This is a genomic window from Proteus sp. FME41, from assembly GCF_014897315.1.
GTDB lineage: Bacteria > Pseudomonadota > Gammaproteobacteria > Enterobacterales > Enterobacteriaceae > Proteus.
In genome coordinates this window covers 60,093-86,299 of record NZ_JABUYL010000014.1, presented here as the reverse complement: position 1 = coordinate 86,299, position 26,207 = coordinate 60,093, and the positions used below count along the sequence as shown (strand labels likewise).

The window sequence follows — 26,207 nt, the reverse complement described above, 5'->3', positions numbered from 1 at the left end:
AAACAAACGTTGTGGCAATAAACAACGCGGTATAATGCTTTTTTATTAATTTTAACAGGCTTTATTCAGGAAACTTGATAGAATTTTTTTTATAATCAAATCATATTATTAATTATTTGTGTTCATTTGGAATGTTATGAGTGAAAAAATGAAGTTAATACAACGGGTTCTTATTATTAAGTTACGACATCATGGTGATACTTTATTGATTACTCCTGTTATTAATACATTAAAAGCTAATTTTCCAAATGCGGAAGTTGATGTCCTAATCAATAAAGAAACTATGCCAATGATTGAGCACTTTTCTTCTATTCATCATATCTTTGTAATAGATAAAGCGTGGAAAAAAGAGGGAAAACTGGCAAGATTACGTCATGAGTGGAAATTACTAACAGACTTAAGAAATCAACAATATGATGTTGTTATAAACTTAGCCGATCAGTGGAATAGCGCGATAATAACCCGTTTTACCGGAGCCAAAATTCGTATTGGGTATGATATTTATAAACGCCAAAGTCCTATTTGGAAAAAATGTTTTACCCATTTGATCCCATTAGACTCCGTTTATACTCAACATATTGTTGAGCAAAATTTAGCACTCTTGCAGCCATTACAATTGCCTAAAACGGATACTCAAGTATCAATGGCGTATAGCCATCAAGATAAACAAATTGTTATCGAAAGATTAAAAGAACATAACGTGTTGAGTTCTTATATTGTTATTCAACCGACATCTCGATGGTTTTTTAAATGTTGGGATGAAGGTAAATGGTCAGAATTAATTGATACTTTGGAACAGGAAGGAAACCAAATTATTTTAACATCAGGCCCTGATCAAAAAGAGCACGAGATGGTTAATACTATAATTAAAAAGTGTACTTCAAATCATGTCGTCTCATTATCAGGACAACTCTCTTTACCTCAACTTGCAGCGCTAATTGATGAGGCACGCTTATTTATTGGGGTTGATTCCGTTCCCATGCATATGGCTGCCGCACTTAAAACTCCCCTTATTGCACTCTTTGGACCATCAAAATTATTTCACTGGTCGCCATGGGAACATATTGGTGACGTATTATGGGCAGGAAATTATGGTGAACTCCCTGATCCTGATGATGTCAATACCAACACACAAATACGTTATCTCAGTTTAATACCTGTCGAAGATGTACTGAATGCCGTAAGGGGACAACTAAAATGAATTCATTCCGATTGGCTATAGTACGTCAAAAATACCGACCTGATGGGGGGGCAGAACGATTTGTTTCGCGAGCACTTGAGGCATTAGATAATCAAGCCGTAGAACTTAATGTGATCACGCGCTCATGGATTGGTGCAGTACAGCCTCAGTGGCATATTCATGTTGTCAATCCAATGAAATGGGGGCGGATTAGTCGTGAGAAAGGTTTTGCTCAAGGTGCAAGGCAATGCTGGCAAAAAGAACAGTTCGATTTAGTACAAAGCCATGAGCGTATTGCTGGATGCGATATTTATCGTGCGGGAGACGGTGTTCATCGTCGCTGGTTATTACAACGATCACGAGTGTTAAGTCCATTACGTAGTCAATTACTGCTTAATAGTTGTTATCACCGCTATGTAATGAAGTCTGAAAAAGAGATGTATCATTCACCAGAATTAAAACGCGTTATATGTAATTCAGAAATGGTGAAACGTGAAGTGATGGAAGACTTTGGAATTGAAAGTGAGCGCATTAGCGTAATTTATAATGCGATTGATAATCAGCGGTTTTTTCCTGCAACAACACTTTATCGTGAGCAATTACGCCAGCAATACCATATTCCTGTTGAAGCAAAATGTTTTATTTATGTGGGTTCTGGGTTTGAACGTAAAGGCTTAAAAGCGGCCATAGAAGCAATCAGTTGTACAAGTGCACATTTGATTGTGGTTGGACAAGATAAAGAGCAGAAAAAATATCAGCAACTTGCTCATCAATTAAAAAGTCATGATCGAGTTCATTTTTTAGGTGTGCAAAAAGACACCTTACCTTTATATCAAATGGCAGATGGTTTATTGTTACCCACTTTATATGATCCTTTTCCTAATGTTGTTTTAGAAGCAATGGCATGTGGCTTACCAGTGATTACTAGTTATACTTGCGGTGGCTCTGAATTTATTGAACAAGGTATTAATGGTTTTGTCACTGATGCACTAGATATTTCGGCAATGGTCAGTGCAATAGAAACAATTTCTGCCGATAATCTTGATAATAGAATGTCTAAAGCTGCCCGAAACAAGATATTGCCTTATACGCCAGAGCATTTATCTCAACAACTAATTGGGCTTTACCAAAAGGTTCTTAGTTTATGAAGGAACATATCCTTTTTATTATTGATGGATTACCAGGTGGTGGTGCTGAAAATGTCACTATCAGGCTATGTCATGGCTTAAGCCAGCGTGGTTATACCGTTACGCTACTCTCTTTAGCCGAAAAATGTGATTATTCTATTCCCGCTAATATTGAATTATTGATTGATGCAGATAGTTATCGAGGAGTATTTCATCGACAAACTGAACTAAAACGTCGAGCCAAATCGATGGATAATACACTGAAATCCCTATTTGCACGTAAAGGTGTTCCATCACTTGTTGTTTCGAATTTGCATAAGACTGATAGGATTGTTGCTTTATCTAAAGAGTTGGCAGATAAAAATACGTGGTATTGTATTCATGGCATATTTTCCCAATCTTATTTAGGTAATAAAACCGGTTTTTCTCGTTGGTTAAAACAAAAGAAGATCCAAAAAGTATACCAAGAGAAAAATATTATTACGGTTTCCAATGCGGCTGGACAGGATTTGATCCAAAACGTGGGGATATCACCACAACAATTAAAAACAATTTATAATCCGTTTGATATTCAAGAAATTAGAAATCTAGCGTTAGAAAGTAATTCTTATCAAGGGCAAGATTATTTACTGCATATTGGTCGTTTTCATGAAGTTAAACGACATGATCGATTATTAGAGGCATTTGCGTTAGCAGATCTACCTTGTAAATTATTTATTGCAGGGCAAGGCTCTTCAGAAGTGACAACTAAAATTAAAAATAAAATAGCAGAGCTTAATTTAGAAGATAAGGTGAGTTTAATTGGTTTTTTATCAAACCCATTTGCTGTTATTAAAGACGCAAAAGCGGTTGTTTTAAGCTCTGACAGCGAAGGTTTAGGTAACGTGTTGGTTGAATCTTTGATTTGTAATACACCGATTGTGAGTACCAACTGTCCCGGTGGTATTGGTGAAATTATGGAAGGTGAGCTGGCTAATTATAAAGCAGAGTTAAATGCAACATCGTTAGCAGAAAAGATACGATTAGTTTATTTTACGCCACCTGAAATTACACCAGAAATGTACCAAAAATTTGATATTGATGAAGTGATTGATCAGTATATATCACTCATTAAGTCATAAAGTTATTTATTTCTCAAGAAGGCGTAAAAGGTATTTTAATGACTAAACCAGCATTTATTATCACATTAGATACCGAAGGCGATAATCTTTGGGAAAATGAGCGTGATATTACTACTCAAAATACGCATTTTTTACCCCGTTTTCAGCAACTTTGTGAGCGCTTCTATTTTAAACCTGTTTGGCTGACCAATTATGAAATGGTGATGGATGAAGCCTATATTGAGTTTGCTCGTGATGTTATTGCGCGTAATACGGGTGAAATTGGTATGCACTTACATGCTTGGAATAGCCCACCATTAACACCGTTAACCGATGATGATCTGCATTATCAGCCTTATCTAATCGAATATCCTAAAGATCAAATGCGAGAAAAAATCGCGTTAATGACGCGCTTACTTGAAGATAAACTGCAAACTAAAATGTTAAGTCATCGTGCGGGGCGTTGGGCATTTAATGAGATTTATGCACAATTATTGGTTGAGTTTGGTTATCAAGTTGATTGTTCTGTGACACCAAAGGTGGATTGGCGTTTTACCAAAGGTGATCCTGCACAATCAGGGGGAAGTAATTATACGGATTTTCCAAGCCATGCTTATTTTATGGATCTGGAAGATATTACCAAATCAGGTCATTCAACGTTGCTAGAAGTGCCGATGAGCATTCAATATAAGCACTCGCCGTTAATGAATAAAGTTAAACAAGGTTATGATAAATTAAGAGGCAAGCAACGCGCTCCTTCAGTGAATTGGCTTCGTCCTAAAGGTGGAAATGCCCAACAAATGATAGAGGTTGTTGAAAAATCGTTAGCACAAGGCCATGACCATATTGAATTTATGTTGCACTCCTCTGAGTTTATGCCAGGTGGTAGTCCAACATTTCGTACTGAAAAAGAGATTGAAGGGTTATATCACGATTTAGAAATGTTATTTAGTATCAGATAAAGTGCAGGGAATGACGTTAGCTGAGTATTATCAAAGTAAGATACAGGCAAAATAAGATGAAGTTAAAGAAATTAAAATGGGTACATAATTTTTTAAATATTTATAACCCACTTTTTGGCAAGATGAAAAAAACAGAAACATTCTCATCTGACATTCAATTTAACAGTATTCTTATTTTTTCTACGACTGCACTGGGAGATTTTATGTTTAATACTCCCGCAATAAGAGCGATCCGATCGCATTATCCTGATGCACATATCACGTTGGTTTCCAGCGAAAAAAATAGATTATTAGTCGAGAATTATGACCAAATAGACAGTGTGGTTTTTTGGGATAATAAAATAAAAAATTTACTTCCCATTGCTTTACAGGCAAAAAAATATAAACCTGAGTTAGCGATTATTCTACATTCACATCTTCCGTATGATGTGTTATTTGCCGTAATGGCGGGTTGTCAGTATATTTTACGTAATACTTTTCAAGTTATTCCTGAATGGTTTCAAAAATGGATTGTTGCTGAACATCAACCAGGAATAGGGCATATTATTCAAACGAAACTTAATCTTATTCATTATTTAGGAATTGATAGTGCTGAAACAAGAATGGAACTTCCTTGTGAAATAGAACAACTAGATAAAGGAAATTATCATATTATTGGATTTCAGATGGGGGCATCAACGCAAGAACGTAGATGGCCTATTAAATACTTTGTAGAGCTAGCTCAAAAACTTATTGATAGTGACTCATTGCTACAGATTAAGCTAATTGGTTCACCAAGAGAGTTAGAATTGCCGGAGGCGTTTTTTGTATTATTACCAGAAAAATATCATAGCAATATTGAAAACTTAGTAGGTAAAACTTCATTACCTAATTTATTAAGCCAGATAAAAATAATGGATGTATTGGTAACGGGAGATACTGGGCCTCTGCATTTAGCAATAGCGTTACAGGTACCTACAATTAGTCTATTTGTAACAGCTGATCCAAAATGGACAGGTCCTTATCAAGATAAGGATTTACATAAGGTGATTAAAAAGAATGAAATATCTTTAGATGGTACTATCAAAACAATGAATAATATCACTGTTGATGAGGTATTTGATAGCACCATAAACTATATTAAAATCAATTAGATCTTATTTTATATAAGATGTATTTTTTCTTAAAACTAGTTCTAATATTAAAATCAAATAGAAAATTTAGTATCTTTATTTTTTCTATTTTGTTCTTTAATTGCTTATGGTTACTTAATTGAGTGTTATATTTTAATAAGTGTTCGATAGCATGACAACTAATTAAATTATAAAAATCATTAGGAAAAACTTGATACATCTTCAAGATGACATCAGCCATTAGGTCTATTTTTTTAGTATTTATGTTATTGGATAAACTGTTATCATCTTTAATGTAATTATAGAATTTTCCTTCTAAATATACAATGTTATTACTGTTATTTAATATATCTGGAAAAGCAAAAGCATCTTCATAACAATATACTTCTGGATAATCAATTGATTTTAAAATTTCACTTTTAAAAAATTTTCCACATAAATGAGCCTGATATTTTTTATGGATTAAAAAATGAGTAATAGCTTGGTTTCTATTTAAAAATAATGGTTTTTCAAGTGTAGTTTTAATCACTTCATCGTCTTTTTTAAATACTTCGTTTAATCCTGTAATAATGATATCAGGTTGTTTATCTAAAATTGGAGCTAATTTAGAAAAATCAACTGTGGCAATAAAATCATCACCATCAATAAAAGTAATATAATCTCCAGTGCATTGGGATATTGCGTATTTTCTTGCCTTACCTAGATTACAAAAAGTTGTTCTAATATATTTAAAAGATAAATTTTTTCTTTCAAAAAATTTGAGTATTTCAGGTGTGTTATCAGTTGAATTATCATCAATCATTAATATCTCATACTCGGAGTTAGGATAAAATTCTAATGATGCTTCAATGCTTTCTAAGCACTTAGAGATAACATGTTCTAAATCTTTAATATTGACAATAATTGATAATTTTTTCATTTAGTTAAACCAAATAGTCCATATTTTAAGTTAAAAGAGTGAATATCTGCTGTGCACGAATCTCCCCAATATCCCCACCTTCTGCTTTTACAGAAGTTTGGGCTTTACCGTAACCGCCAATTAAACCGGGATCGGTAGGGCCAAATAAGGTGATATTCGGCTTATCCAGTGCGGCCGTTAAATGGCTTAATCCTGTATCAACAGAAACGACGCTTTTAGCACCCGCAATAACTTGAGCCACTTGAGCTAACGACATCTTCGGTAACACATCAACGTAGTCAAAATCTTTTGCTAGGCGAATGGCTCGTTGATGCTCATGCTCTGCACCCCAAGGTAATTTAATACGTACTCCAGAATCATCAAGTAGGGCGATTAATTCTCGCCAATGGGATTCAGGCCAATGTTTTTCATCACGGGTTGTTGCGTGCAAGAATACCAGATAAGGGCGCTCATCAAAGGTAGGAAGTGAGCGAAAATGCTGTGCAATACCATAATCCCCCTGAGACTGTGGGATCGGATAATTTAAGCTTAGTGCAAATAGTTGGCGAATTCGTTCAACCGCATGCATTTTTTTACTGACATCGTGGCGAATATCGTAAAAGAAACTTGCTAAAGGCTCACGGGCGCATTGACGAGAATAACCATGTTTAGTGCCTTTGGCGTATCGAGTGACCAAAAATGCACTTTTCAGTAACCCTTGCGCATCAATAACGGCATCATAATGAGGAGCTTGAATAGCACGACGAAATTGTGCGCGTTCAGCACGAATAGGCGCACTAAACCAATTTTTTCGCCAACGGCGTATTGCCACAGGAATAACTGTATCAACAGCTTGATGCCAGCTTGGGATTTGTGCAAAACCTTCTTCGACAACCCAATCAAAACGAATATCGGGATATGTGTTTATGGCGTCTGTTAATGCGGGCAATGTATGTAAAACATCTCCCATAGATGAGGTTTTGACAATTAACACCCGTTTCACACTGTTGGCTCCGTTGACAGTAAATTATCTAACTCAGCAAAAACTTTCTCTGGCTGAATATCAATTAAGCTTTGGTGATAACCTTGTTCAGCATCCCCTTTACGTACTTTGTGATAGCCAGTAATTAAACGGATCACGCGCGCTTTATCTGATAAAGGTGGTGTAAAATCAGGGCTACTTGGGCCATAAAGGGCGACTAATGGACGCGCTAACGCGGCAGCCACATGCATTAAACCTGAGTCATTACTAACAACAGCTTTACACGATGCAATCAAATTAACGGCTTGCTCAAGACTGGTTTCACCCGCAAGATTAAAACACGCTTCACGTGCTTCTGACGTTAAGGCTTGTTTTATTTCTTCGCCTGCTTCTTTATCTTTTTGAGAGCCAAATAAGAAGATTTGATAGCCTTGCTCAATCAGTTTCTGTGCTAAAGCAGCGTAATGGTAATGAGGCCAACGTTTAGCGGGGCCAAATTCAGCACCTGGGCAAAAACCAATCGCAGGACGTTGAGTCGATAATGAAAATTGACTCAATGTGGTAGAGATATCACTCTCGATAACGGATAACTTAGGCCATAACAGAGGTTGCGGTAAATCAGTCGCTTTTTGCACCTTTTGTTTGTCATAAGCTAGCGCTACATAGCGTTCAACCATCAGTGGAAAGGCGTCTTTATCTAAAGGGCGTAAATCATTTAATAGCCCATAGCGCATTTCTCCACGCCATCCTGTGCGTTTAGGAATATCTGCAAAGAAAGGCACTAATGCAGACTTAAACGAGTTGGGTAATACATAAGCGTGAGTATAACCTTGCGCTTTTAATTGTTTTCCTAAACGACGGCGCTCACCAATGGCTAAAGCACCATGGCCTAATGGCATCGGGATCGCATTATCAACTTCTGGCATTTTTTCGAGTAATGGGCGGCACCATGCCGGTGCCATCACATCAATCGTTGCCGCAGGATGTAATGCTTTCAATGTACGATAAAGACTTTGGGACATCATCATGTCCCCGACCCATGAAGGCCCTACCACAAAGATTTTCATAAACAGTGATTACTTACCTTGATTTAACCATTGCATATAAAGCGCTACGCCTTCAGCAACTGTTTTAAAAGGTGCGGTATAACCCGTTTTACGTAAATTTGTTAAATCAGCTTGTGTAAAGGCTTGATAACGACCTTTTAATTTCTCAGGGAACTCAATATGTTCAATAGAAAGATCTTTATCTTTATGATGAGCAATAACGGCATCGGCAACAGCTTGGAATGATTCAGCACGGCCTGTACCACAGTTAAAAATACCGGATACATTATTACGCCAGAACCATAAATTAACCGCAGCCACATCCCCAACATAAATAAAATCACGTTGGAAGGTTTCGCTACCTTCAAATAATTTTGGATTTTGGCCCGCATTTACTTGGTTATTTAAATGGAACGCAACACTTGCCATGCCACCTTTATGTCCTTCACGAGGGCCATAAACATTAAAATAACGGAAGCCACAAATCATTGAATCTGCTTCAGGTAAGATCTGGCGTACATATTCATCGAATAAGAATTTTGAATAGCCATAGACATTTAAAGGCGCTTCATATTTTCTATCTTCGATAAAGTTATCTGTACGACCCCCATAAGTTGCAGCAGAAGAGGCATATAAGAAAGGAATTTGGCGTTCAAGACAAAAATGAAGTAGCTCTTTAGAATATTGATAGTTGTTATCCATCATATATTTGCCATCCCACTCAGTGGTGGAAGAGCAAGCGCCTTCATGGAAAACCGCATCAATATCACCGAAATCATCACCCGCAACAACGCTAGCAATAAAGTCTTCTTTATCCATGTAATCAGTGATATTGAGATCAACCAAATTCACAAATTTGGTGCCATCTTTAAGGTTATCAACAACTAAGATATCAGTATAACCTTCATCATTTAATGCTTTAACAATATTGCTGCCGATAAAACCTGCACCGCCCGTGACGATAATCATGTGGCTACCCCTTCATATAAAATCTAAAAATTAGCTCTAGGTCTATAATAACACTGAACAGCGTTAACGGTAGTATTCATCACGGGACAACAGACTGAAATTCTCGAATAAAACAGTGCGTATTAGTGATCTTAACTACATAAATAACATTATTTATTTACATTTGTCGTTTTTAATAGAACAACGGCATAGAATAAGAAACAATATTGACTATATTGTAGTCAAACTATTTGTATTGTCTCTTTTCGAATAGCTGTCTTAGGAGAAAGTATGTCTACTCCCGCATTTTATCAACAAATTAATCAACAACTCGAACAAACTCGCCAAGATGGCCTCTTTAAGAATGAGCGCATTATCACTTCTTCGCAAAGTGCAGATATTGCTGTTGCTGATGGAAGTCATGTAATTAATTTCTGTGCTAATAACTATTTAGGTTTAGCAAATCATCCCAAACTGATTGAAGCTGCCAAAGCGGGCATGGATAGCCACGGATTTGGAATGGCATCTGTCCGTTTTATTTGTGGCACACAAGATTCACATAAAACATTAGAAAATAAAATTGCTGAATTTTTAGGAATGGAAGATGCCATTTTGTATTCATCTTGCTTTGATGCGAATGGTGGATTATTTGAAACATTAATGGGCCCAGAAGATGCGATTATTTCTGATGCCTTAAATCATGCCTCTATTATTGATGGTGTACGTTTATGTAAAGCAAAACGTTATCGCTATGCCAATAACGATATGGCAGAACTCCGTATTCAGCTAGAAAAAGCCAAAGCAGATAATGCTCGCCATATTATGATCGCCACTGATGGTGTGTTTTCAATGGATGGTGTGATTGCTGATCTAAAAAGTATATGTGATTTAGCGGATGAATTCGGTGCTCTCGTCATGGTTGATGATTCTCATGCTGTTGGTTTTGTGGGTACACAAGGTCGCGGAACCCATGAGTATTGTGATGTGATGGGCAGAGTCGACATTATCACGGGGACTTTAGGTAAGGCGTTAGGTGGTGCTTCTGGTGGGTATACCGCAGCGCGTAAAGAAGTGGTTGAGTGGTTACGTCAACGTTCTCGCCCTTATTTATTCTCTAACTCGTTAGCTCCTGCGATTGTTTCGGCGTCTATTGCTGTTTTGGATTTATTAAAGTCAGGCGATGAAATTCGTGCTCGTTTATGGCGCAACGCCTCACTTTTCCGTGAAAAAATGAGTGCCGCTGGTTTTACATTAGCTGGCGCAGATCATGCGATTATCCCCGTTATGTTAGGCGACGCTAAATTAGCACAAGAATTTGCCACTCGTTTATTGGATGAAGGAATTTATGTTACAGGATTTTTCTATCCTGTTGTGCCACAAGGGCAAGCGCGTATTCGTACACAAATGTCGGCTGCACACACCACTGAGCAAATTGAGCGCGCAGTGGCGGCATTTATCAAAATTGGTAAACAACTTAATGTGATTGCATAAGGTTCCTATATGAAAGCATTGTCAAAATTAAAAGCACAAGAAGGTATTTGGATGACTGATGTTCCAGTACCTGAACTTGGTCATAACGATGTGATGATCAAAATTCGTAAAACAGCGATTTGTGGCACTGACGTTCATATTTACAACTGGGACGAATGGTCACAAAAAACAATTCCTGTTCCTATGGTTGTAGGTCATGAATATATCGGTGAAATTGTTGCGATAGGGCAGGAAGTTAAAGGTTTTAATATTGGTGATCGTGTTTCTGGTGAAGGGCATATCACTTGTGGTCATTGTCGTAACTGTCGCGGTGGTCGTACTCATTTATGCCGTAATACTATCGGTGTCGGTGTAAATCGCCCCGGCTGTTTCGCTGAATATTTGGTTATCCCCGCCTTTAATGCGTTTAAAATTCCAGACAATATTTCTGATGAACTAGCCGCTATTTTTGATCCCTTTGGTAATGCTGTGCATACCGCGTTATCTTTTGATTTAGTGGGCGAAGATGTATTAGTTTCAGGTGCTGGCCCTATTGGGATTATGGCGGCTGCAATTTGTAAGCATGTTGGAGCACGTCATGTGGTGATCACCGATGTTAATGAATATCGCCTTGATCTCGCGAAAAAAATGGGTGTTACCAGAGCGGTGAATGTCAGCAAAGAAAACCTAATGGATGTTATGAAAGAATTGGGTATGACAGAAGGTTTTGATGTGGGATTAGAAATGTCAGGTGCGCCACCTGCATTTCGTACCATGCTTAACACCATGAATCATGGTGGTCGTATTGCGCTATTAGGTATTCCACCTTCTGATATGGCAATTGATTGGGGACAAGTTATCTTTAAAGGGCTGTTTATTAAAGGTATCTATGGTCGTGAGATGTTTGAAACATGGTATAAGATGGCAGCACTTATTCAGTCTGGTCTTGATCTCTCTCCGATTATTACTCATCAATTTCCAATCGATGAATTCCAAAAAGGCTTTGATATCATGCGTTCAGGTCAATCAGGTAAAGTTATTTTATATTGGCAGTAATGAGTGATCACTAAGCAAAAAAAGAGCCTTTTAAGGCTCTTTTTTATTGCATTATTTTTCAACTTCACCAATTCCGTTAGGATCAGCTATATCGGGTAATTTCTTTTTTTCTGATGAGCTAAATCCACTGGATAAAGTATTAATTAGCGTACTTTTTTTCATCGAAATAATAGCTTCTTGCGCTGGCTTTAGCCAAGATGCAGGTTTTGGCTCTTTGGGTTGTTCTGTTGGTGGTACAACTTTTGGCGGTTCGGGTTGTATCGGTTTTTCTGTTTGTGGTTTTAATAAGCTACTTGGTGCGACTAGTTGAATATCAGCAGGTAATAAAGGCAGTTGTTGCTGCAATGCTCTGACGGTAGAGGGATGAGGGTGTCCAATGGCAATGGCGGAGCCATTTTTACGTGCTAACGCAATTGCGCGAGCAAGTTGTTGCCGAGTTTCGGCTTCTGTTTGCACGTTATCGAGAAAGACATGACGACGCAAAGAAGGAACACCCGCGGCTTTAGCGGCAATGGCCGCTTGGGTATTACCAATGGTCACACTATCTAAAAAATAGAGATTAGAGTGGTTAAGTGCTTTGATGACTCTATCCATTGCTTGTCTATCTGATGTCATCGCACTGCCCATATGGTTATTCATACCAACAGCATATGGAACATTATTTATAGCATGCTCAATAATACGATTAATTTCAGCTTGGTCCATGGAGGGTTTTAAGGTGTTGCGCTCTAAAGGTTGTTTGCTAATGGGGGCCATTGGCATATGAATAAGAATTTCCCGCCCTTGGGCATGGGCTTTATTCGCCACTTCTTTTCCATGAGGTGAATCAGGTAAAATAGCGATAGAAACCGCAGTTGGGAGTTGTAAAACTTGGTTATCTTCTTTTTTACGATAACCAAAATCATCAATCACAATGGCTAATTTGGCTGGAAGTGCAGGTGTACTCACAACCAGACTTAGCAACATTAAACTAAGTAAAAAAGCACGCTTGCGTTGTAATGTGCCAAGTAATTTCAAATTTACCTCCCAAGCCAAGGAACCGGATTAACTGCTTTCCCTTGACGTCTAATTTCAAAATAGAGTGCTGAACGCTCTTGTCCACCACTATTACCGACTAAAGCAATAGATTGGCCCGCTTTTACTTGCTGACCGACATTCACTAAAGCACTTTGGTTATAACCGTAAAGGCTCATATCACCTTTCCCGTGTTCAACCACAACCACTAAACCATAACCTTGAAGCCAATCTGCAAGTAATACACGACCATCAGCAATTGCTTTTACCTCGGTACCTTGGGCTGCAGGGATAACAATTCCTTTCCAACGTAATTCACCAGAGCCAGAAATAGATTCACCAAAACGGTGTAATAAAGTGCCTCTGATTGGCCAAATGGCTTGTCCTGCGGGTTTACCTAAACCGCCTGTACGCGACATCAAGGACTGCTCTTCAGTCGTTGGTTTATAGGTTGAACCTCGTTGTTGGGCTTCACGTTGTTTGGCTGCAATGCGCGCAGCTTCTCGGGCTTCGCGCTCTGCACGTGCTTTAGCTTCACGCTCTGCTTGAGCAATTTTATTTCTTAATTGTGCTTCATTAGCCCGCATGGTGGCTAAATTTTTCTGATCCGCTTTCAATGTAGACTCAAGTTGAGTGAGCGTTTTCTGACGAGCGGCTAATGCATTATCAAGTTTTTGTTTTTCTTGCTGTTGTTTAGTTAAGGCTTGTTTTTGTTCATTCTGTTTGGTTTGTTGTGCTGTTTTTTCCGCTTCAAGTTCTTTTGATGTTTGAGCCAGCTCAGCCATTGTTTCTTTACGGGCATCATTGATATAGCTGTAGTACGCTAAAATACGCTCTTCACGCTGGCCTTCTTCACCACGAAATAACAGTTCAATGCCTTGGTGTTTACCTTGACGATAAGCCGCATCCATTTGACGAGATAATAATTCTTGTTGTGAATGATATTGTTTTTGTAAGCGTGCAATATTCGCAGTAATGGTTTTGATCTCTTTACCTAAAGTTTGTAAGCGACTTTGAGTTTCATGCACTGAGCGACCTGCACTAGAGATTTGTGTTTCTTGCGTTTTTAATTGATTAAGAAGGGCTGTACGTTGTTTTTGTTGTTCTTGAACCTGTTTTTCTTTTTCAGCAATCGTAGTTTGTAGATCTTTTAGCTGAGTGCGGTTATCCGTTAATGTGTTAGCAAAAACAGGAGACGCAGAAAAAAGAGTTGTGCTAATAAGCAACGTGATTAACGGTAAAGAAAATACACGATAAGACGGATGTGTTTTTTTTTGAAGATCCATTTTCTCTGCCATCTGACCAACGTACCTTTCATAACAGTTTATAAGATTATTTCATGTCACAAAACAACTGACCAGTTAACACGAAATAAAGCCGCAATTTCAGATAATACCTAACAGGTAATCTATTCAATTAATAAGAGATTATAAAGCAATAATAGAGGGAGAAAGGAAAAAAGAGGTGATCCGTGTGACAGCGCAATAAAATATCACGCTGTCCACGATAAAGATTATTCGACGATAGTCCCCCAAAGGTCATATTCATCTGCGTGTTCAATCAGCACACGAACGATTTTCCCTGGTTCAACGTCAAACTGCTCGTTAAGATAAACCGCACCATCAATTTCAGGTGCATCAGCCATACTACGACCAATTGCGCCTTCTTCATCGATTTCATCAATCATCACTAACAATACTTTGCCAATTTTCTCTTGTAGACGTTCAGTCGAAATTTGTTGTTGTAACTGCATAAAGCGATGATAACGCTCTTCTTTCACTTCTTCAGGGATTTGATCAGCTAATTCATTTGCTTTCGCACCATCAACAGGGCTGTATTTAAAGCAGCCCACACGATCTAAACGTGCCTCTGTTAAGAAATCTAACAACATTTGGAAATCTTCTTCTGTTTCACCCGGAAAACCCACAATAAAGGTAGAACGTAAAGTTAACTCAGGGCAAATTTCACGCCAGCGTTTTACGCGTTCTAAGGTACGCTCAACGGAGCCGGGACGTTTCATCAGTTTTAACACTTTCGGGCTTGCGTGCTGTAATGGGATATCTAAATAAGGCAGAATTTTGCCTTCAGCCATTAAAGGAATGACATCATCAACATGTGGATACGGGTAAACATAATGTAAACGAACCCAAATCCCTAATTTTGCCAATTGTTCACATAAACTGACCATACTGGTTTTGACAGGCATGCCATCCCAAAAACCCGTTTGATGCTTAGTATCAACACCATAAGCAGAGGTATCTTGAGAGATAACCAGTAACTCTTTTACACCAGCATTAACTAATCTTTTAGCTTCATTTAACACTTCACCCATTGGACGGCTTTCTAAATCGCCTCGCATAGACGGGATGATGCAGAACGTACAACGGTGATTACAGCCCTCAGAAATTTTTAAATAGGCGTAATGACGAGGTGTTAATTTTACACCTTGTTCAGGAACAAGGCTGAGAAAAGGATTGTGATCAGGTTTAGGGACATAGTAATGAATATGTGATAACACTTGTTCATAACTATGGGGCCCTGTGATTTCGAGTACTTTTGGGTGCACTTCACGAATTTGGTTCTCTTTTGCACCTAAACAACCTGTAACAATCACTTTACCGTTTTCATCGAGTGCTTCGCCAATGGCTTCTAGCGATTCTTGTACTGCGCTGTCAATAAACCCACAGGTATTGACGATGACTAAATCAGCATCATTATAGGTAGGAACAACTTGATAACCTTCTGTACGCAGTTCGGTTAGGATACGTTCGGAGTCCACTAAATTTTTAGGGCAACCTAATGAAACGAATCCAATTTTAGGCACTTGATTTGTTTGCGACATGCTCGTGTTCTCAATACTTTTAAATAAATAATAGATTATTGTTGTTTCTCAGACAGGTGTAAGTTTTACGCAAAGAGTCATTTCTACGTAAATAGCCATTATTAGGGATGCTGATTTCTTAATAGCTTGCCTGAAGAGGGATCTTGTAGAGTAAAAAGGTATTGCCTTTTCAATTCATCATTTTTCACAAATCCGATGCTAATGGTACATAAATCCGTCAATAAAAAAAATGATTGTTGAGAAACTTTCCGCAAAAACTGAAAGAGAAACGCAGGAATAGGCTGTAATTGCGCCATGACAAAGGTATACTTTGGCTCTTTGATACTATTTTTAACTAACGAGAGTGATTGCATCCTATGCTGCAAGAAGTAATGCAATTTTTCAACCGGCACACCCTGTTAAGTTTTGTCTGGGTTGCGCTGCTGGTGGCGGTCATTGTATTGACCTTTAAAGGGCTTTTTTCGAAGACGAAAAATATTTCCCGTACAGAAGCGATTTCTTTGATAAATAAAGAGAATGCGGTGTGTGTTGATATCCGTAGCCGTGATGAATTCCGTAAAGGACACATCATTGATTCTATCAATTTAACGCCTTCTGAAATCAAAAGTAATAATATTGCTGAGCTGGAGAAATATAAATCACAGCCAGTTATTGTTGTATCACCATCAGGCATTGAAAGTGCAAAGCCTGCCGAAAGCCTAATTAAACTCGGTTTTGAAAAAGTCTTTATCTTAAAAGACGGTCTTTCAGGCTGGAGTGGTGAAAATTTACCACTGGCTAAGGGTAAAAAATAACGAGCGGGCAGATTGAGTTCTATACTTACTGCTATTCAATTAATAAGGATATAAAAAGGTAAGATTATTATGTCAGAACAGCAAAACCAAGAGATGACTTTTCAAATTCAACGTATCTACACTAAAGATATCTCTTTTGAAGCACCTAATGCCCCACAAGTGTTCCAAAAAGAGTGGCAACCAGAAGTTAAATTAGATCTGGATACTTCTTCTAATACTTTAGCTGAAAACGTGTATGAAGTTATTTTGCGTGTCACTGTGACTGCAACTATGGATAACGAGACTGCATTCCTGTGTGAAGTACAACAAGCAGGTATCTTTACAGTTGAAGGTATTGAAGGCACTCAACTCGCACATTGCTTAGGCGCATATTGCCCTAATGTTCTGTTCCCTTATGCTCGTGAATGTATCACTAACTTAGTCAGCCGTGGTACTTTCCCACAACTGAACTTAGCACCAGTTAATTTTGATGCGTTGTTTATGAACTATTTACAACAACAACCACAAGATGCTGCCGCTAATGAAGGGGCTGAAGAAGCTTAATGAACGCTTCTATGACAGTGATCGGTGCCGGTTCATACGGCACCGCTTTAGCGATTACCTTAGCGCGCAATGGTCATGATGTTGTACTTTGGGGTCATGATCCTAAGCATGTTGCTGCTTTAGAACAGGCACGCTGTAATCAGGCATTCCTGCCCGATGTTTCCTTTCCTGATAGTTTATACATGGAAGCTTCTTTGCAAAAAGCGATAGAAGCTAGCCGTAATATTCTGGTTGTCGTACCAAGCCATGTTTTTGGTGATGTATTACAGCAGATCAACCCTTTTTTACGTCAGGATACACGCGTTGTTTGGGCGACAAAAGGGCTTGAGGCTCATACGGGTCGCTTATTGCAAGATGTAGCGCGTGAAGTATTAGGTAATGAAATCCCGCTAGCAGTTTTATCAGGCCCTACTTTTGCTAAAGAGCTTGCCGCGGGTTTGCCCACTGCGATTTCTGTGGCATCAACGGATAATACATTCTCTGAAGAGCTTCAACAGCTTTTCCATTGTGGCAAAAGTTTCCGTGTGTATAAAAATCCTGACTTTATCGGTGTGCAATTAGGTGGCGCGGTAAAAAACGTGATTGCGATTGGTGCGGGTATGTCTGATGGTATGGGATTTGGTGCGAATGCGCGTACAGCACTGATCACCCGTGGACTTGCCGAGATGAGCCGCTTAGGTAAAGCACTAGGTGCAGATGCTGCTACTTTTATGGGAATGGCGGGGTTGGGTGATTTAGTTTTAACCTGTACCGATAACCAATCTCGTAATCGTCGATTTGGCATGATGTTAGGTCAAGGCTTTGATGTTGATACTGCCCAAGAAAAAATAGGGCAGGTCGTTGAAGGTTATCGCAATACCAAAGAGGTTCGTGCATTAGCCGAACAAGTTGGTGTTGAAATGCCTATCACTGAGCAGATCTACCAAATTTTATATCAGCATAAAGATGCGAAAGAAGCGGCATTATCTTTATTAGGTCGAGCCACTAAAGATGAGATAGACAGCAATCTGTTCTAAGTCTATTTTAGATAATCGGCCGTTTTAAGGCATTGTTTTAAGATATGGCCTTAAGGTATCTGTTTCTGTTTTAAACATAAGAAGCCTAAGTTTTTACTTAGGCTTCAATGTAAAAAGAATGAGAGTGAGTATGTCGCTAGAAGAACTAAAAAGAGTCTGGGATCATATTAAAGATGAAGCAAGAAGTTTGGCAGATTGCGAGCCAATCTTAGCCAGTTTTTTCCATGCGACATTACTCAAGCATGAAAACTTAGGCAGTGCCTTAAGTTATATGTTGGCGAATAAGCTGGCGACTCAGACAATGCCCGCGATTGCCGTTCGTGAGATTGTTGAAGAAGCGTATCGCAGCGATGATTCGATGATTGAATCTGCCGCTTATGATATTTCGGCTGTTCGTTTACGCGACCCCGCTGTTGATAAATATTCAACTCCTCTGCTTTATTTAAAAGGTTTTCATGCACTGCAGGCTTATCGCATAGCGCACTGGTTATGGAACCAAAATCGCAAAGCTCTTGCTATTTATCTACAAAATCAAATTTCTGTGACCTTTGGTGTCGATATTCACCCCGCTGCACGTATTGGCCATGGCATTATGCTCGATCATGCAACGGGTATTGTGATTGGTGAAACCGCTATTGTTGAGAATGACGTTTCTATTCTACAATCTGTGACGTTAGGCGGAACAGGAAAAACCTGTGGTGATCGTCATCCTAAAGTACGCGAAGGTGTGATGATTGGTGCAGGTGCTAAAATACTCGGTAATATTGAGATTGGTCGTGGTGCTAAAATTGGGGCGGGATCAGTCGTTTTACACGAAGTTCCTGCACACACTACCGTTGCAGGTGTTCCTGCCCGTATTGTCGGTAAACCAACCAGTGATAAGCCTTCACTCGATATGGATCAACACTTTAATGGTGTGGTGCCTGGTTTTGAATGTGGTGATGGCATTTAATGACATTAGCAGAAGTGACGCTCTCTGAACTTAAGGCTTGTTTACACGCCGAGTATATTGGTGATAACAAGCCTTTTAGTTGGATAAGACTATTTCATCGTGTTTTTTTCTGCCAACGTTCACGTTATCTATTTTGGTGGCGTGTCGCCCAATTCTTTTATTTTTCTAAAAATCGTTTTCTTAAAAAATTAGGCATTCGTATTGGTGCTAAAAACAATCGTAAATATTGCAACGATATCTCATTAAGAACACGCATAGGAAAAGGCCTTTCATTACCTCATCCGATAGGGATCGTACTGACTAATTACTGCCAGTTAGGTGAGAATGTGACGTTAATGCAAGGTGTGACCATCGGAGTAAAAGAGAATAATGGTAAAGCAGATATTCGAGTTGGCAACCATGTTTATATTGGCTGTAATTCTTCGATTATCGGCGGAGAGATAGAGATTGGTGATAATGTAGTGATTGGTGCTCACGCATTAGTATTGAAAGATGTGGGAGAAGGGTGTCGGTATATTACTAAAGTTGTTGCCGAAATCAGACAACCGTCAGTGTAATAAGTTAGATTTTTTAGTCATTTTAAATTAAAAAAAGCGCTAGTCATCATATATGATCAGCGCTTTTTGTATTTCAATCTCGTAATAATGCACCAGGATAACCAAGTTGACGCCATGCTTCAAAAACCACAACGGCAACGGTATTTGACAGGTTCATACTACGGCTATCAGCAAGCATTGGAACTCTGATTTTCTGCTGTGTTGGCATATTATCTAACACATAAGGCGGTAAACCACGGGTTTCAGGTCCAAAAAGGAGATAATCTCCATCTTGATAGCTCACATTGCTATGTGCTGGTGTGCCTTTTGTCGTTAATGCAAATACACGTGCACCTGTTGGTGATTGTGCATTATCAGGGTTTAAACCCTCACTTTCTAAAAAAGCATAGTAATCGTGATGCTGTTTAATATCAGCAAACTCACGATAATCAAGCCCTGCACGACGTAGACGTTTATCATCCCAAGTAAAACCCAATGGTTGGATCAAATGAAGATGAAAGCCTGTGTTAGCACACAGGCGGATAATATTACCCGTATTCGGTGGAATTTCGGGTTCAAATAAGACGATATTGAGCATATAAAATAGATTTAGTCGTTACCAAAGAGGTCACGAGTATAAACTTTTTCTTCAACGTCGTTTAGCACTGATGACATTCTATTGGTAATAATGACATCAGAGATTGATTTAAACTCATTTAAATCACGAACTAATCTTGAGTTAAAGAATGTCTCTTCTTTCATTTCAGGCTCATAAATCACAACTTCGATACCTTTGGCCTTAATACGTTTCATAATGCCTTGGATAGAAGAAGAACGGAAATTATCAGAGCCAGATTTCATAATTAAACGATAAACACCCACGATTTTTGGTGATTTAGCGATAATTGAGTCAGCTATAAAGTCTTTACGTGTGCGGTTAGCTTCAACGATGGCACTAATAATATTATTAGGTACCGAGTCGTAGTTTGCTAACAGTTGCTTAGTGTCTTTTGGTAAACAGTAACCACCATAACCGAACGATGGATTATTATAATGGTTACCAATACGAGGATCTAAGCAAACGCCTTCAATGATTTGTTTTGAGTTCAAACCGTAAGATTCTGCATAGCTATCAAGTTCATTAAAGTAAGCAACACGCAGTGCTAAATAAGTATTCGCGAATAATTTAATCGCTTCTGCTTCTGTTGAGTCAGTGAACAGAACATCAATATCTTTCTTTAATGCGCCTTGTTGTAAAAGGTCTGCAAATTTCTGTGCTCTTTCTGATTGTTCACCGATAACAATACGAGAAGGATATAAATTATCGTAAAGTGCACGACCTTCACGTAAGAATTCAGGAGAAAAAATAATATTATTCGTATTATATTTTTCTCTCATTTCTTTCGTAAAACCAACAGGAATGGTTGATTTAATAATCATTGTCGTGTTTGGATTATATTCTAAAACATCACGGATAACAGACTCTACTGATGAGGTGTTAAAATAGTTTGTTTTAGGATCGTAATCGGTAGGCGTTGCAATGATAACGAAATCAGCATCTTTGTAAGCGAATTCTTTATCTAATGTAGCCGTAAAGTCGAGCTCTTTGGTTGCTAAAAATTCTTCAATTTCTTTATCTGTAATTGGAGAGAGATTTTTGTTCAGTAATTCAACTTTTTCTTTATTAATATCTAACGCAACAACTTTGTTGTGTTGGGAAAGAAGTATTCCGTTAGATAGACCGACATAGCCGGTACCTGAGATTGTGATTTTCATGATTTGTCTTATTTAAGATATTAATATTTTATTTTTTTTTATAGGAGTATAAAATTTTAGCTAATGGGTAAGGTAAAAATTTTAATATCAAAAAGTGTAATTTATAACTTCCAATAGTATTCTTATATTTGAAATATGGATCTGCTTTGTGTTTTTTATAGTCTTGATAACTACCAAGTTCTAGGCAATTATATATTAAATGAATAATATTTTTTGTAATAAAAAATTTTATCCATTTATCTTTACCAACTATTTTTTTTAGTTCGGTTATAATATAGCGTTCATTGGTTGGTCGTGTATTTCTAGAGTTTCCTATATTATTAATATAATATTCATAAATACATTCTCTTGAGAAAACTGTTTGAAAGTTTATAGCAAGCAGTGAACAGAAGTAAATATCTTCAGTATGTGTAATTCCACTAGGAAAAAAAATATTCTTTTCTAATAATGCTTCTCTTTTTATACAAAAAGTAGATACACAACATGGGAATGATCCTGGGTGGAATGCTGCAATATAGAAAAAATTATTTATAACAGAATGCGTATAATCATATCCTAATATTTTATCAACATTAATGGCTTTTTTTCGACTATTTTTATCTACTCGATAATAGTTTGTACAGAAAAAATTATTATTAGGATAAATATTTATTAGATTATTAAAATGCTCAAGTGCATTTGGTAAATAAATATCATCAGCATCTAAAAAAACTAAATAATCGCCAGAGGAATGTTTTATCCCGGTGTTTCTGGCAACAGAAACACCGGCATTTTCTTGTTCGGTAATAATTATACGAGGATCTAAAATACTTTTAGCTATAAAAAGACTATTATCAGTCGAACCATCATCTACAATAATAATTTCAAAGTTTTGATAGGTTTGATTCAATACTGAGTTGATGGTTTTATTAATATATAACTCTTTATTATATAGAGGAATAATTATTGAAAATTTCATTTTTATTGGAACACCTTATAAATAATAAAGAATATGAATGGCGCTATAAAAAAGAAAACAAATAAACGAGCATAAAATATAGACATAAAAGAAGATATAAAATTAGTTCTTTTCTCTATTGCAACGGATAAAGCAGGATCAATTTTAAATGTTAAAAGTAAAGTTGCAAAAGCGTTGATTATACCAGATGTCTGAGTAATCATTATTTTATTATCTGGAGATATTAAAGCAAAATAAAATGTTACAAAAACACCTAATGCGTGAATAGCATAAATAAAAACAGAAATAAAGAAATACTTTATATCTATTTTATAATGATTTAATTCTGAGATGTCATAGCTTTTATTTAAGTGAAAGGATTTAAAAAATGATTTAATTAAACCATAACCAGAAATGTATTTTTCAATAAAGCCGATATAGAAGTAGCATATTTTTCTTCTTAAGAAAAACACTAAGGAACCAAGAATGAATACAAAATAGAAAGATATTATAACACATAATAAAAAAGTACTAGGCTGGTAATTTTTATCAACCATGAAACCAATGAGAGGCATTAATAATACAGAGAAAAAACGGGTTAAAGTGAATGTTGTGTTTTGTAGTGAATATGCAATTGCATTTTTATCAATAAAATATCCAGCAACACGACTATACTGTGATATAAACTCTATAAATAGCATCATTCCATAAAGAAATGGAATCACAAATAAGCACCAATAATCGTAAAAAATATTCATCTAAAATTCAACCGTTTTAAAGCATATAGTGAAAGAGCAAGCATTAACCAAGGTGCAGTAACTGTTGTTGTACTGAAAAATAGAATTTGAAATATAGAAATAACTAAAACTGAACTATAAAAACAGTTAGTATTTGAATTTACTTTAATTTGACAAAGACAGTATGTAGATAAAATAATAATTAGAATTAATCCTAATAATCCGCTTTCTAATGCAATTTGAGCTCCATATGAGTTTGGTTTTAAAAATTCTACATTTTGAGTTGTTAAAAATGTAATTGAGTTAGTATCAAAACCAACTTGATTCATAATTAGAAATATTTCTTTTCCACCATTACCAATACCAACACCCATTGGTTCAATAATACCACCTACATATCCTGAAATGACAGATATAAGCCTTATACTCCCAAAGTATTGGATATCATTTAAAGTGAATCTGTCTTTAACCATCCAAAATGAGTCAATTAAACTAGAAATTCTTGTAGGAAGAATAACTCCAATATTAAAAGTATAACTTAACCATATGTAGAGGGGTAATATAATTAAAATTAAAGAAGAAATTATTATTTTAGATGAGCTTATTCTAAAGAAATAAAAGAATAAAAATATAACTAATAGTAATAAAAACATAAAGTATAAAGATGCACTTTTATTTAAAATAATACAAATAAAGATAAGTACAATGAGAAAATTGGTTTTGAAATTACTATTTTTAGTATATATATGAGGTGTAAGCCTATAGGATATAATAAAGACACAAATTAAAAAGATATACTTTGCAGCATGTGCTGGTTCTGAATATAATATTCCAACCCCACGCATATCTCCATAAGTTCCAAATCTAGCTCGTTTTATTAATAATTCAAAATAAGGATTAATTAAATTATTTATGAACTCAGGGGATAATGTTTGAATAATTGAAAAATATATGAAAATATAAATATAAAACTTTATTTGTTTTGTGCTTAATAAGTCAAAATTCTTATAGAAATAACAAAAGATAGCAGGTCCGATCATATACATAAAATATGTAGCGGCATTAGATAATCCATTTTTTATTCCATAAATAAGAGATGGTAGTAAAATAATAAAGAAAAAAAGAACTACTAATCCACTTTTACTTATTTTTTGGAAGAAAATAAAATTAAATATACTAAGTAAGATTATAAATATACCAATTATTGGCTGTATTTCAGCTGAAATAAATGGAATGAAATTAAATGAGCAAAATATGGAAAAAAATAAAGTTATTTTAAATAAATCTTTTTCTAATAAAGAGTGACTACAACTCAAGTTTTTTTCCTCTATAATTTAAATAGTGTTTTTTCACTCCATAAAAAACATATGATATCATATAAAAGGAGGATTGAAATATATTGAGCTTCTCTACATCTTTGTAAATTTTATATTGTCTAGTGATTTCTTTCCATTTATTTGAAGATAGTGAGTTTTGTGATATTCTATAATAAGCGATAATGTCTTTGCATAGAATGAAATGAATATTATTTTTTTTTGCTATCTGTAGCCATAAAGCATAATCTTCTTTAACAGTATTTGGAAAATAGCATTTACCTAAAAATTTGGTATCATATATTACGGTTAGACAACCAATATCACATCCTTTTAGTAAGGTATAATAATTTATCCTATTATTAGGAATAAATGTACCTAATTTTTTATTATCTCTACTATCAAATATATTATATGACCCATAACAAAAATGAGCATTTTCTTTTATAAGAAGATATAACTGTTTTTCTAGTTTATCGTTAGTCCAATAATCGTCACAATCTAAAAATGCTATAAATCTTTTAGTTGAATTTAAGATACCAATGTTTCGAGCTTTTGATGCACCACTTTGCTTTTCTTGCGTTTTAAATACTTTAATATTGCTAAATTTATTTGAATATTCCGTTGCTATTGCATAGCTATTATCAGTTGAATGATCATCAACAATAAGTAATTCCCAATTTTTAAAGGTTTGATCTAAAACTGAGTTAATAGATTCTAGCATGAAATTTTCGCCATTAAAAACAGGCATTATAACGCTAACAGCAATATCATCTATTGAATTTAACATAAATTAATTCCATACAGTTATCACTCACACCAACATATTTTTTATAATCTAATGAATATTCGTTATTATTCTTTGCTCGCATTATAGCAACTTTTAATTCATTTATGTTATTAGTGTTTTTACCTTGAGTTAATTCATTGTAATCTATAGTGAATCCTCTCTGATTAGTGTACTTTTCTAAATCAGGAGTGAAAAATATCACTTTTCCACCTATAGGGGCGTATTCAAAGCAAGCGCTAGAATAATCTGTTATCAGACAATCATAGTCACTATAAAATTCGATCATATCTTCTACATCATGAGAAATAAAATTTATATATTCATTTTTATCTATTTCTTTTATTTTAATCATATCATATGGATGTAGTTTAATATCAAGTTTAAATTCATTTTTATGCATGAAGTGATAATCTAATGACTGGATAAGTGAATTTACAATTTTTATAATATCATCGCTACCATCTCTCCATGTAGGAAGATACAATATTTTATAACTACCATTGTTATTTTTTATTTTTGTTTGTTCAGCTTTTTCCTGAGAAGGACTCCCATAAAAAAGAATTTTATTAGTTTTATAATTAAAGCTCTCGACTAATTCATTCCCTAATATTGAATTTGATGTAATTAAGTATGAATAGCTAAGCTTGATTCTTAATTTATATAGCAATAAATACGTGGTATTTAGTAGGTTTGATTGATATTTTTGGGTATCAAATTGACTTTTAAGAAGGATTTTTTTTAGAGGATATCCGTGCCAAAGTTGAACCCTAGTAGTTAATGTACAGGAAATCGGTAAACCACCAATTCCATGGCTTAAAAAAATAGCTTTAGAAGAACTCAATGAAAAACATAAATTAATATATTCTAGATTATTTAAATTATTGATATAATTTGTACTAATTGATTGGCAGTCTTCTTTTTTTAATAAGTAAAAATCATATAGATATCTAATATTTCCTTTTAGTCCTAGTGGTGAGAAAAAATAATATTTATTTTTTTTGATGAAGACCTTTATCAATAAACATATAGGAAAAATCAATAGTGATATTAGGAATTTCTTATTCATTAATAATTGT

Annotated in this window: 26 protein-coding genes and 1 pseudogene; 12 read left to right on the top strand and 15 right to left on the bottom strand. The window is 36.0% G+C overall.

Annotated elements, in window-relative coordinates; translation table 11 throughout:
• Positions 1 to 136: 136 nt before the first annotated feature.
• The 5 genes and pseudogenes from rfaQ to INT04_RS13670 all read left to right on the top strand — a co-directional run bounded on the left by rfaQ (position 137) and on the right by INT04_RS13670 (position 5,502).
• Positions 137 to 1,201: a putative lipopolysaccharide heptosyltransferase III gene (rfaQ, locus tag INT04_RS13690; RefSeq protein WP_193016666.1), complete on the top strand. Its 1,065-nt coding sequence runs from the start codon at positions 137 to 139 to the stop codon at positions 1,199 to 1,201.
• A complete protein-coding gene (locus INT04_RS13685; protein ID WP_193016665.1) occupies positions 1,198 to 2,328 on the top strand; it encodes a glycosyltransferase family 4 protein in 1,131 nt (376 codons plus the stop codon). The genes rfaQ and INT04_RS13685 overlap by 4 nt, the downstream gene beginning before the upstream one ends.
• On the top strand, positions 2,325 to 3,428 hold the full coding sequence (locus tag INT04_RS13680; RefSeq protein WP_193016664.1) for a glycosyltransferase: 1,104 nt from the start codon (positions 2,325 to 2,327) through the stop codon (positions 3,426 to 3,428). The genes INT04_RS13685 and INT04_RS13680 overlap by 4 nt, the downstream gene beginning before the upstream one ends.
• A gap of 38 nt (positions 3,429 to 3,466) precedes the next feature.
• A pseudogene (locus INT04_RS13675) lies at positions 3,467 to 4,424 on the top strand (polysaccharide deacetylase family protein).
• A 1-nt stretch (position 4,425) separates the two neighbouring features.
• Entirely contained in the window at positions 4,426 to 5,502 is a 1,077-nt protein-coding gene (locus INT04_RS13670; RefSeq protein ID WP_193016663.1) for a glycosyltransferase family 9 protein, read from the top strand.
• Here the strand turns inward: INT04_RS13670 and INT04_RS13665 are convergent.
• Genes INT04_RS13665 through rfaD form a run of 4 tightly spaced genes read right to left on the bottom strand, consistent with a single transcriptional unit; the run spans position 5,495 to position 9,376 of the window.
• Positions 5,495 to 6,400 (bottom strand): glycosyltransferase family 2 protein, encoded by a 906-nt coding sequence (locus tag INT04_RS13665; protein WP_193016662.1) that lies wholly within the window; start codon positions 6,398 to 6,400, stop codon positions 5,495 to 5,497. The two genes, INT04_RS13670 and INT04_RS13665, sit on opposite strands and share 8 nt — an antisense overlap.
• 25 nt (positions 6,401 to 6,425) lie before the next feature.
• On the bottom strand, positions 6,426 to 7,382 hold the full coding sequence (gene rfaC / locus INT04_RS13660) for a lipopolysaccharide heptosyltransferase RfaC (protein WP_193016661.1): 957 nt from the start codon (positions 7,380 to 7,382) through the stop codon (positions 6,426 to 6,428).
• Positions 7,379 to 8,428, bottom strand: coding sequence for an ADP-heptose--LPS heptosyltransferase RfaF (gene rfaF, locus INT04_RS13655; protein ID WP_193016660.1), 1,050 nt, complete (start codon positions 8,426 to 8,428; stop codon positions 7,379 to 7,381). Before rfaF ends, rfaC begins: the two co-directional genes overlap by 4 nt.
• 9 nt (positions 8,429 to 8,437) lie before the next feature.
• Complete coding sequence (rfaD, locus tag INT04_RS13650) at positions 8,438 to 9,376, bottom strand: ADP-glyceromanno-heptose 6-epimerase (protein WP_193016659.1); 939 nt, start codon at positions 9,374 to 9,376, stop codon at positions 8,438 to 8,440.
• Positions 9,377 to 9,646: 270 nt separating this feature from the next.
• Between rfaD and INT04_RS13645 the strand changes: the two genes are divergently transcribed.
• Positions 9,647 to 10,846, top strand: a complete 1,200-nt coding sequence (locus INT04_RS13645; RefSeq protein WP_193016658.1) for a glycine C-acetyltransferase — start codon at positions 9,647 to 9,649, stop codon at positions 10,844 to 10,846.
• Positions 10,847 to 10,855: 9 nt separating this feature from the next.
• Positions 10,856 to 11,881, top strand: coding sequence for an L-threonine 3-dehydrogenase (gene tdh / locus INT04_RS13640; RefSeq protein ID WP_193016657.1), 1,026 nt, complete (start codon positions 10,856 to 10,858; stop codon positions 11,879 to 11,881).
• Positions 11,882 to 11,932: 51 nt separating this feature from the next.
• Here tdh and INT04_RS13635 read toward each other — a convergent pair whose 3' ends face one another.
• The 4 genes from INT04_RS13635 to INT04_RS13620 all read right to left on the bottom strand — a co-directional run bounded on the left by INT04_RS13635 (position 11,933) and on the right by INT04_RS13620 (position 16,090).
• On the bottom strand, positions 11,933 to 12,847 hold the full coding sequence (locus INT04_RS13635; protein ID WP_226894114.1) for a divergent polysaccharide deacetylase family protein: 915 nt from the start codon (positions 12,845 to 12,847) through the stop codon (positions 11,933 to 11,935).
• A 53-nt stretch (positions 12,848 to 12,900) separates the two neighbouring features.
• Positions 12,901 to 14,193 carry a murein hydrolase activator EnvC gene (gene envC / locus INT04_RS13630; RefSeq protein ID WP_193016655.1) on the bottom strand — a complete coding sequence of 431 codons (1,293 nt, stop codon included), beginning with the start codon at positions 14,191 to 14,193 and terminating at the stop codon, positions 12,901 to 12,903.
• Positions 14,194 to 14,408: 215 nt separating this feature from the next.
• Positions 14,409 to 15,737: a 30S ribosomal protein S12 methylthiotransferase RimO gene (rimO, locus tag INT04_RS13625; protein ID WP_193016654.1), complete on the bottom strand. Its 1,329-nt coding sequence runs from the start codon at positions 15,735 to 15,737 to the stop codon at positions 14,409 to 14,411.
• Positions 15,738 to 15,838: 101 nt separating this feature from the next.
• Positions 15,839 to 16,090, bottom strand: a complete 252-nt coding sequence (locus INT04_RS13620; protein ID WP_193016653.1) for a hypothetical protein — start codon at positions 16,088 to 16,090, stop codon at positions 15,839 to 15,841.
• A 3-nt stretch (positions 16,091 to 16,093) separates the two neighbouring features.
• Between INT04_RS13620 and INT04_RS13615 the strand changes: the two genes are divergently transcribed.
• The 5 genes from INT04_RS13615 (at position 16,094) to INT04_RS13595 (ending at position 19,599) form a co-directional block, all read left to right on the top strand.
• Positions 16,094 to 16,531: a rhodanese-like domain-containing protein gene (locus INT04_RS13615; RefSeq protein WP_193016652.1), complete on the top strand. Its 438-nt coding sequence runs from the start codon at positions 16,094 to 16,096 to the stop codon at positions 16,529 to 16,531.
• A gap of 69 nt (positions 16,532 to 16,600) precedes the next feature.
• On the top strand, positions 16,601 to 17,074 hold the full coding sequence (secB, locus tag INT04_RS13610; RefSeq protein ID WP_193016651.1) for a protein-export chaperone SecB: 474 nt from the start codon (positions 16,601 to 16,603) through the stop codon (positions 17,072 to 17,074).
• Positions 17,074 to 18,090: an NAD(P)H-dependent glycerol-3-phosphate dehydrogenase gene (gpsA, locus tag INT04_RS13605; RefSeq protein ID WP_193016650.1), complete on the top strand. Its 1,017-nt coding sequence runs from the start codon at positions 17,074 to 17,076 to the stop codon at positions 18,088 to 18,090. The genes secB and gpsA overlap by 1 nt, the downstream gene beginning before the upstream one ends.
• A 130-nt stretch (positions 18,091 to 18,220) precedes the next feature.
• A complete protein-coding gene (gene cysE, locus INT04_RS13600) occupies positions 18,221 to 19,042 on the top strand; it encodes a serine O-acetyltransferase (RefSeq protein WP_193016649.1) in 822 nt (273 codons plus the stop codon).
• Positions 19,042 to 19,599, top strand: a complete 558-nt coding sequence (locus INT04_RS13595) for a serine acetyltransferase (protein ID WP_193016648.1) — start codon at positions 19,042 to 19,044, stop codon at positions 19,597 to 19,599. Before cysE ends, INT04_RS13595 begins: the two co-directional genes overlap by 1 nt.
• Positions 19,600 to 19,672: 73 nt before the next feature.
• Here the strand turns inward: INT04_RS13595 and trmL are convergent, their stop codons facing one another.
• The 7 genes from trmL to INT04_RS13560 are packed head-to-tail and all read right to left on the bottom strand — an operon-like array spanning position 19,673 to position 26,197.
• Complete coding sequence (gene trmL, locus INT04_RS13590) at positions 19,673 to 20,176, bottom strand: tRNA (uridine(34)/cytosine(34)/5-carboxymethylaminomethyluridine(34)-2'-O)-methyltransferase TrmL (protein ID WP_036933349.1); 504 nt, start codon at positions 20,174 to 20,176, stop codon at positions 19,673 to 19,675.
• Positions 20,177 to 20,187: 11 nt separating this feature from the next.
• On the bottom strand, positions 20,188 to 21,354 hold the full coding sequence (locus tag INT04_RS13585) for a nucleotide sugar dehydrogenase (protein WP_193016647.1): 1,167 nt from the start codon (positions 21,352 to 21,354) through the stop codon (positions 20,188 to 20,190).
• A 28-nt stretch (positions 21,355 to 21,382) separates the two neighbouring features.
• On the bottom strand, positions 21,383 to 22,312 hold the full coding sequence (locus tag INT04_RS13580; RefSeq protein WP_193016646.1) for a glycosyltransferase family 2 protein: 930 nt from the start codon (positions 22,310 to 22,312) through the stop codon (positions 21,383 to 21,385).
• 2 nt (positions 22,313 to 22,314) lie between these two features.
• Positions 22,315 to 23,016: a lipid II flippase family protein gene (locus INT04_RS13575; protein WP_193016645.1), complete on the bottom strand. Its 702-nt coding sequence runs from the start codon at positions 23,014 to 23,016 to the stop codon at positions 22,315 to 22,317.
• Between the two features lie 29 nt (positions 23,017 to 23,045).
• Positions 23,046 to 24,344: a hypothetical protein gene (locus tag INT04_RS13570; protein ID WP_193016644.1), complete on the bottom strand. Its 1,299-nt coding sequence runs from the start codon at positions 24,342 to 24,344 to the stop codon at positions 23,046 to 23,048.
• Positions 24,334 to 25,131 carry a glycosyltransferase family 2 protein gene (locus INT04_RS13565; RefSeq protein ID WP_226894109.1) on the bottom strand — a complete coding sequence of 266 codons (798 nt, stop codon included), beginning with the start codon at positions 25,129 to 25,131 and terminating at the stop codon, positions 24,334 to 24,336. Before INT04_RS13565 ends, INT04_RS13570 begins: the two co-directional genes overlap by 11 nt.
• On the bottom strand, positions 25,112 to 26,197 hold the full coding sequence (locus tag INT04_RS13560; protein WP_193016643.1) for a CDP-glycerol glycerophosphotransferase family protein: 1,086 nt from the start codon (positions 26,195 to 26,197) through the stop codon (positions 25,112 to 25,114). Before INT04_RS13560 ends, INT04_RS13565 begins: the two co-directional genes overlap by 20 nt.
• Positions 26,198 to 26,207 lie beyond the last annotated feature (10 nt).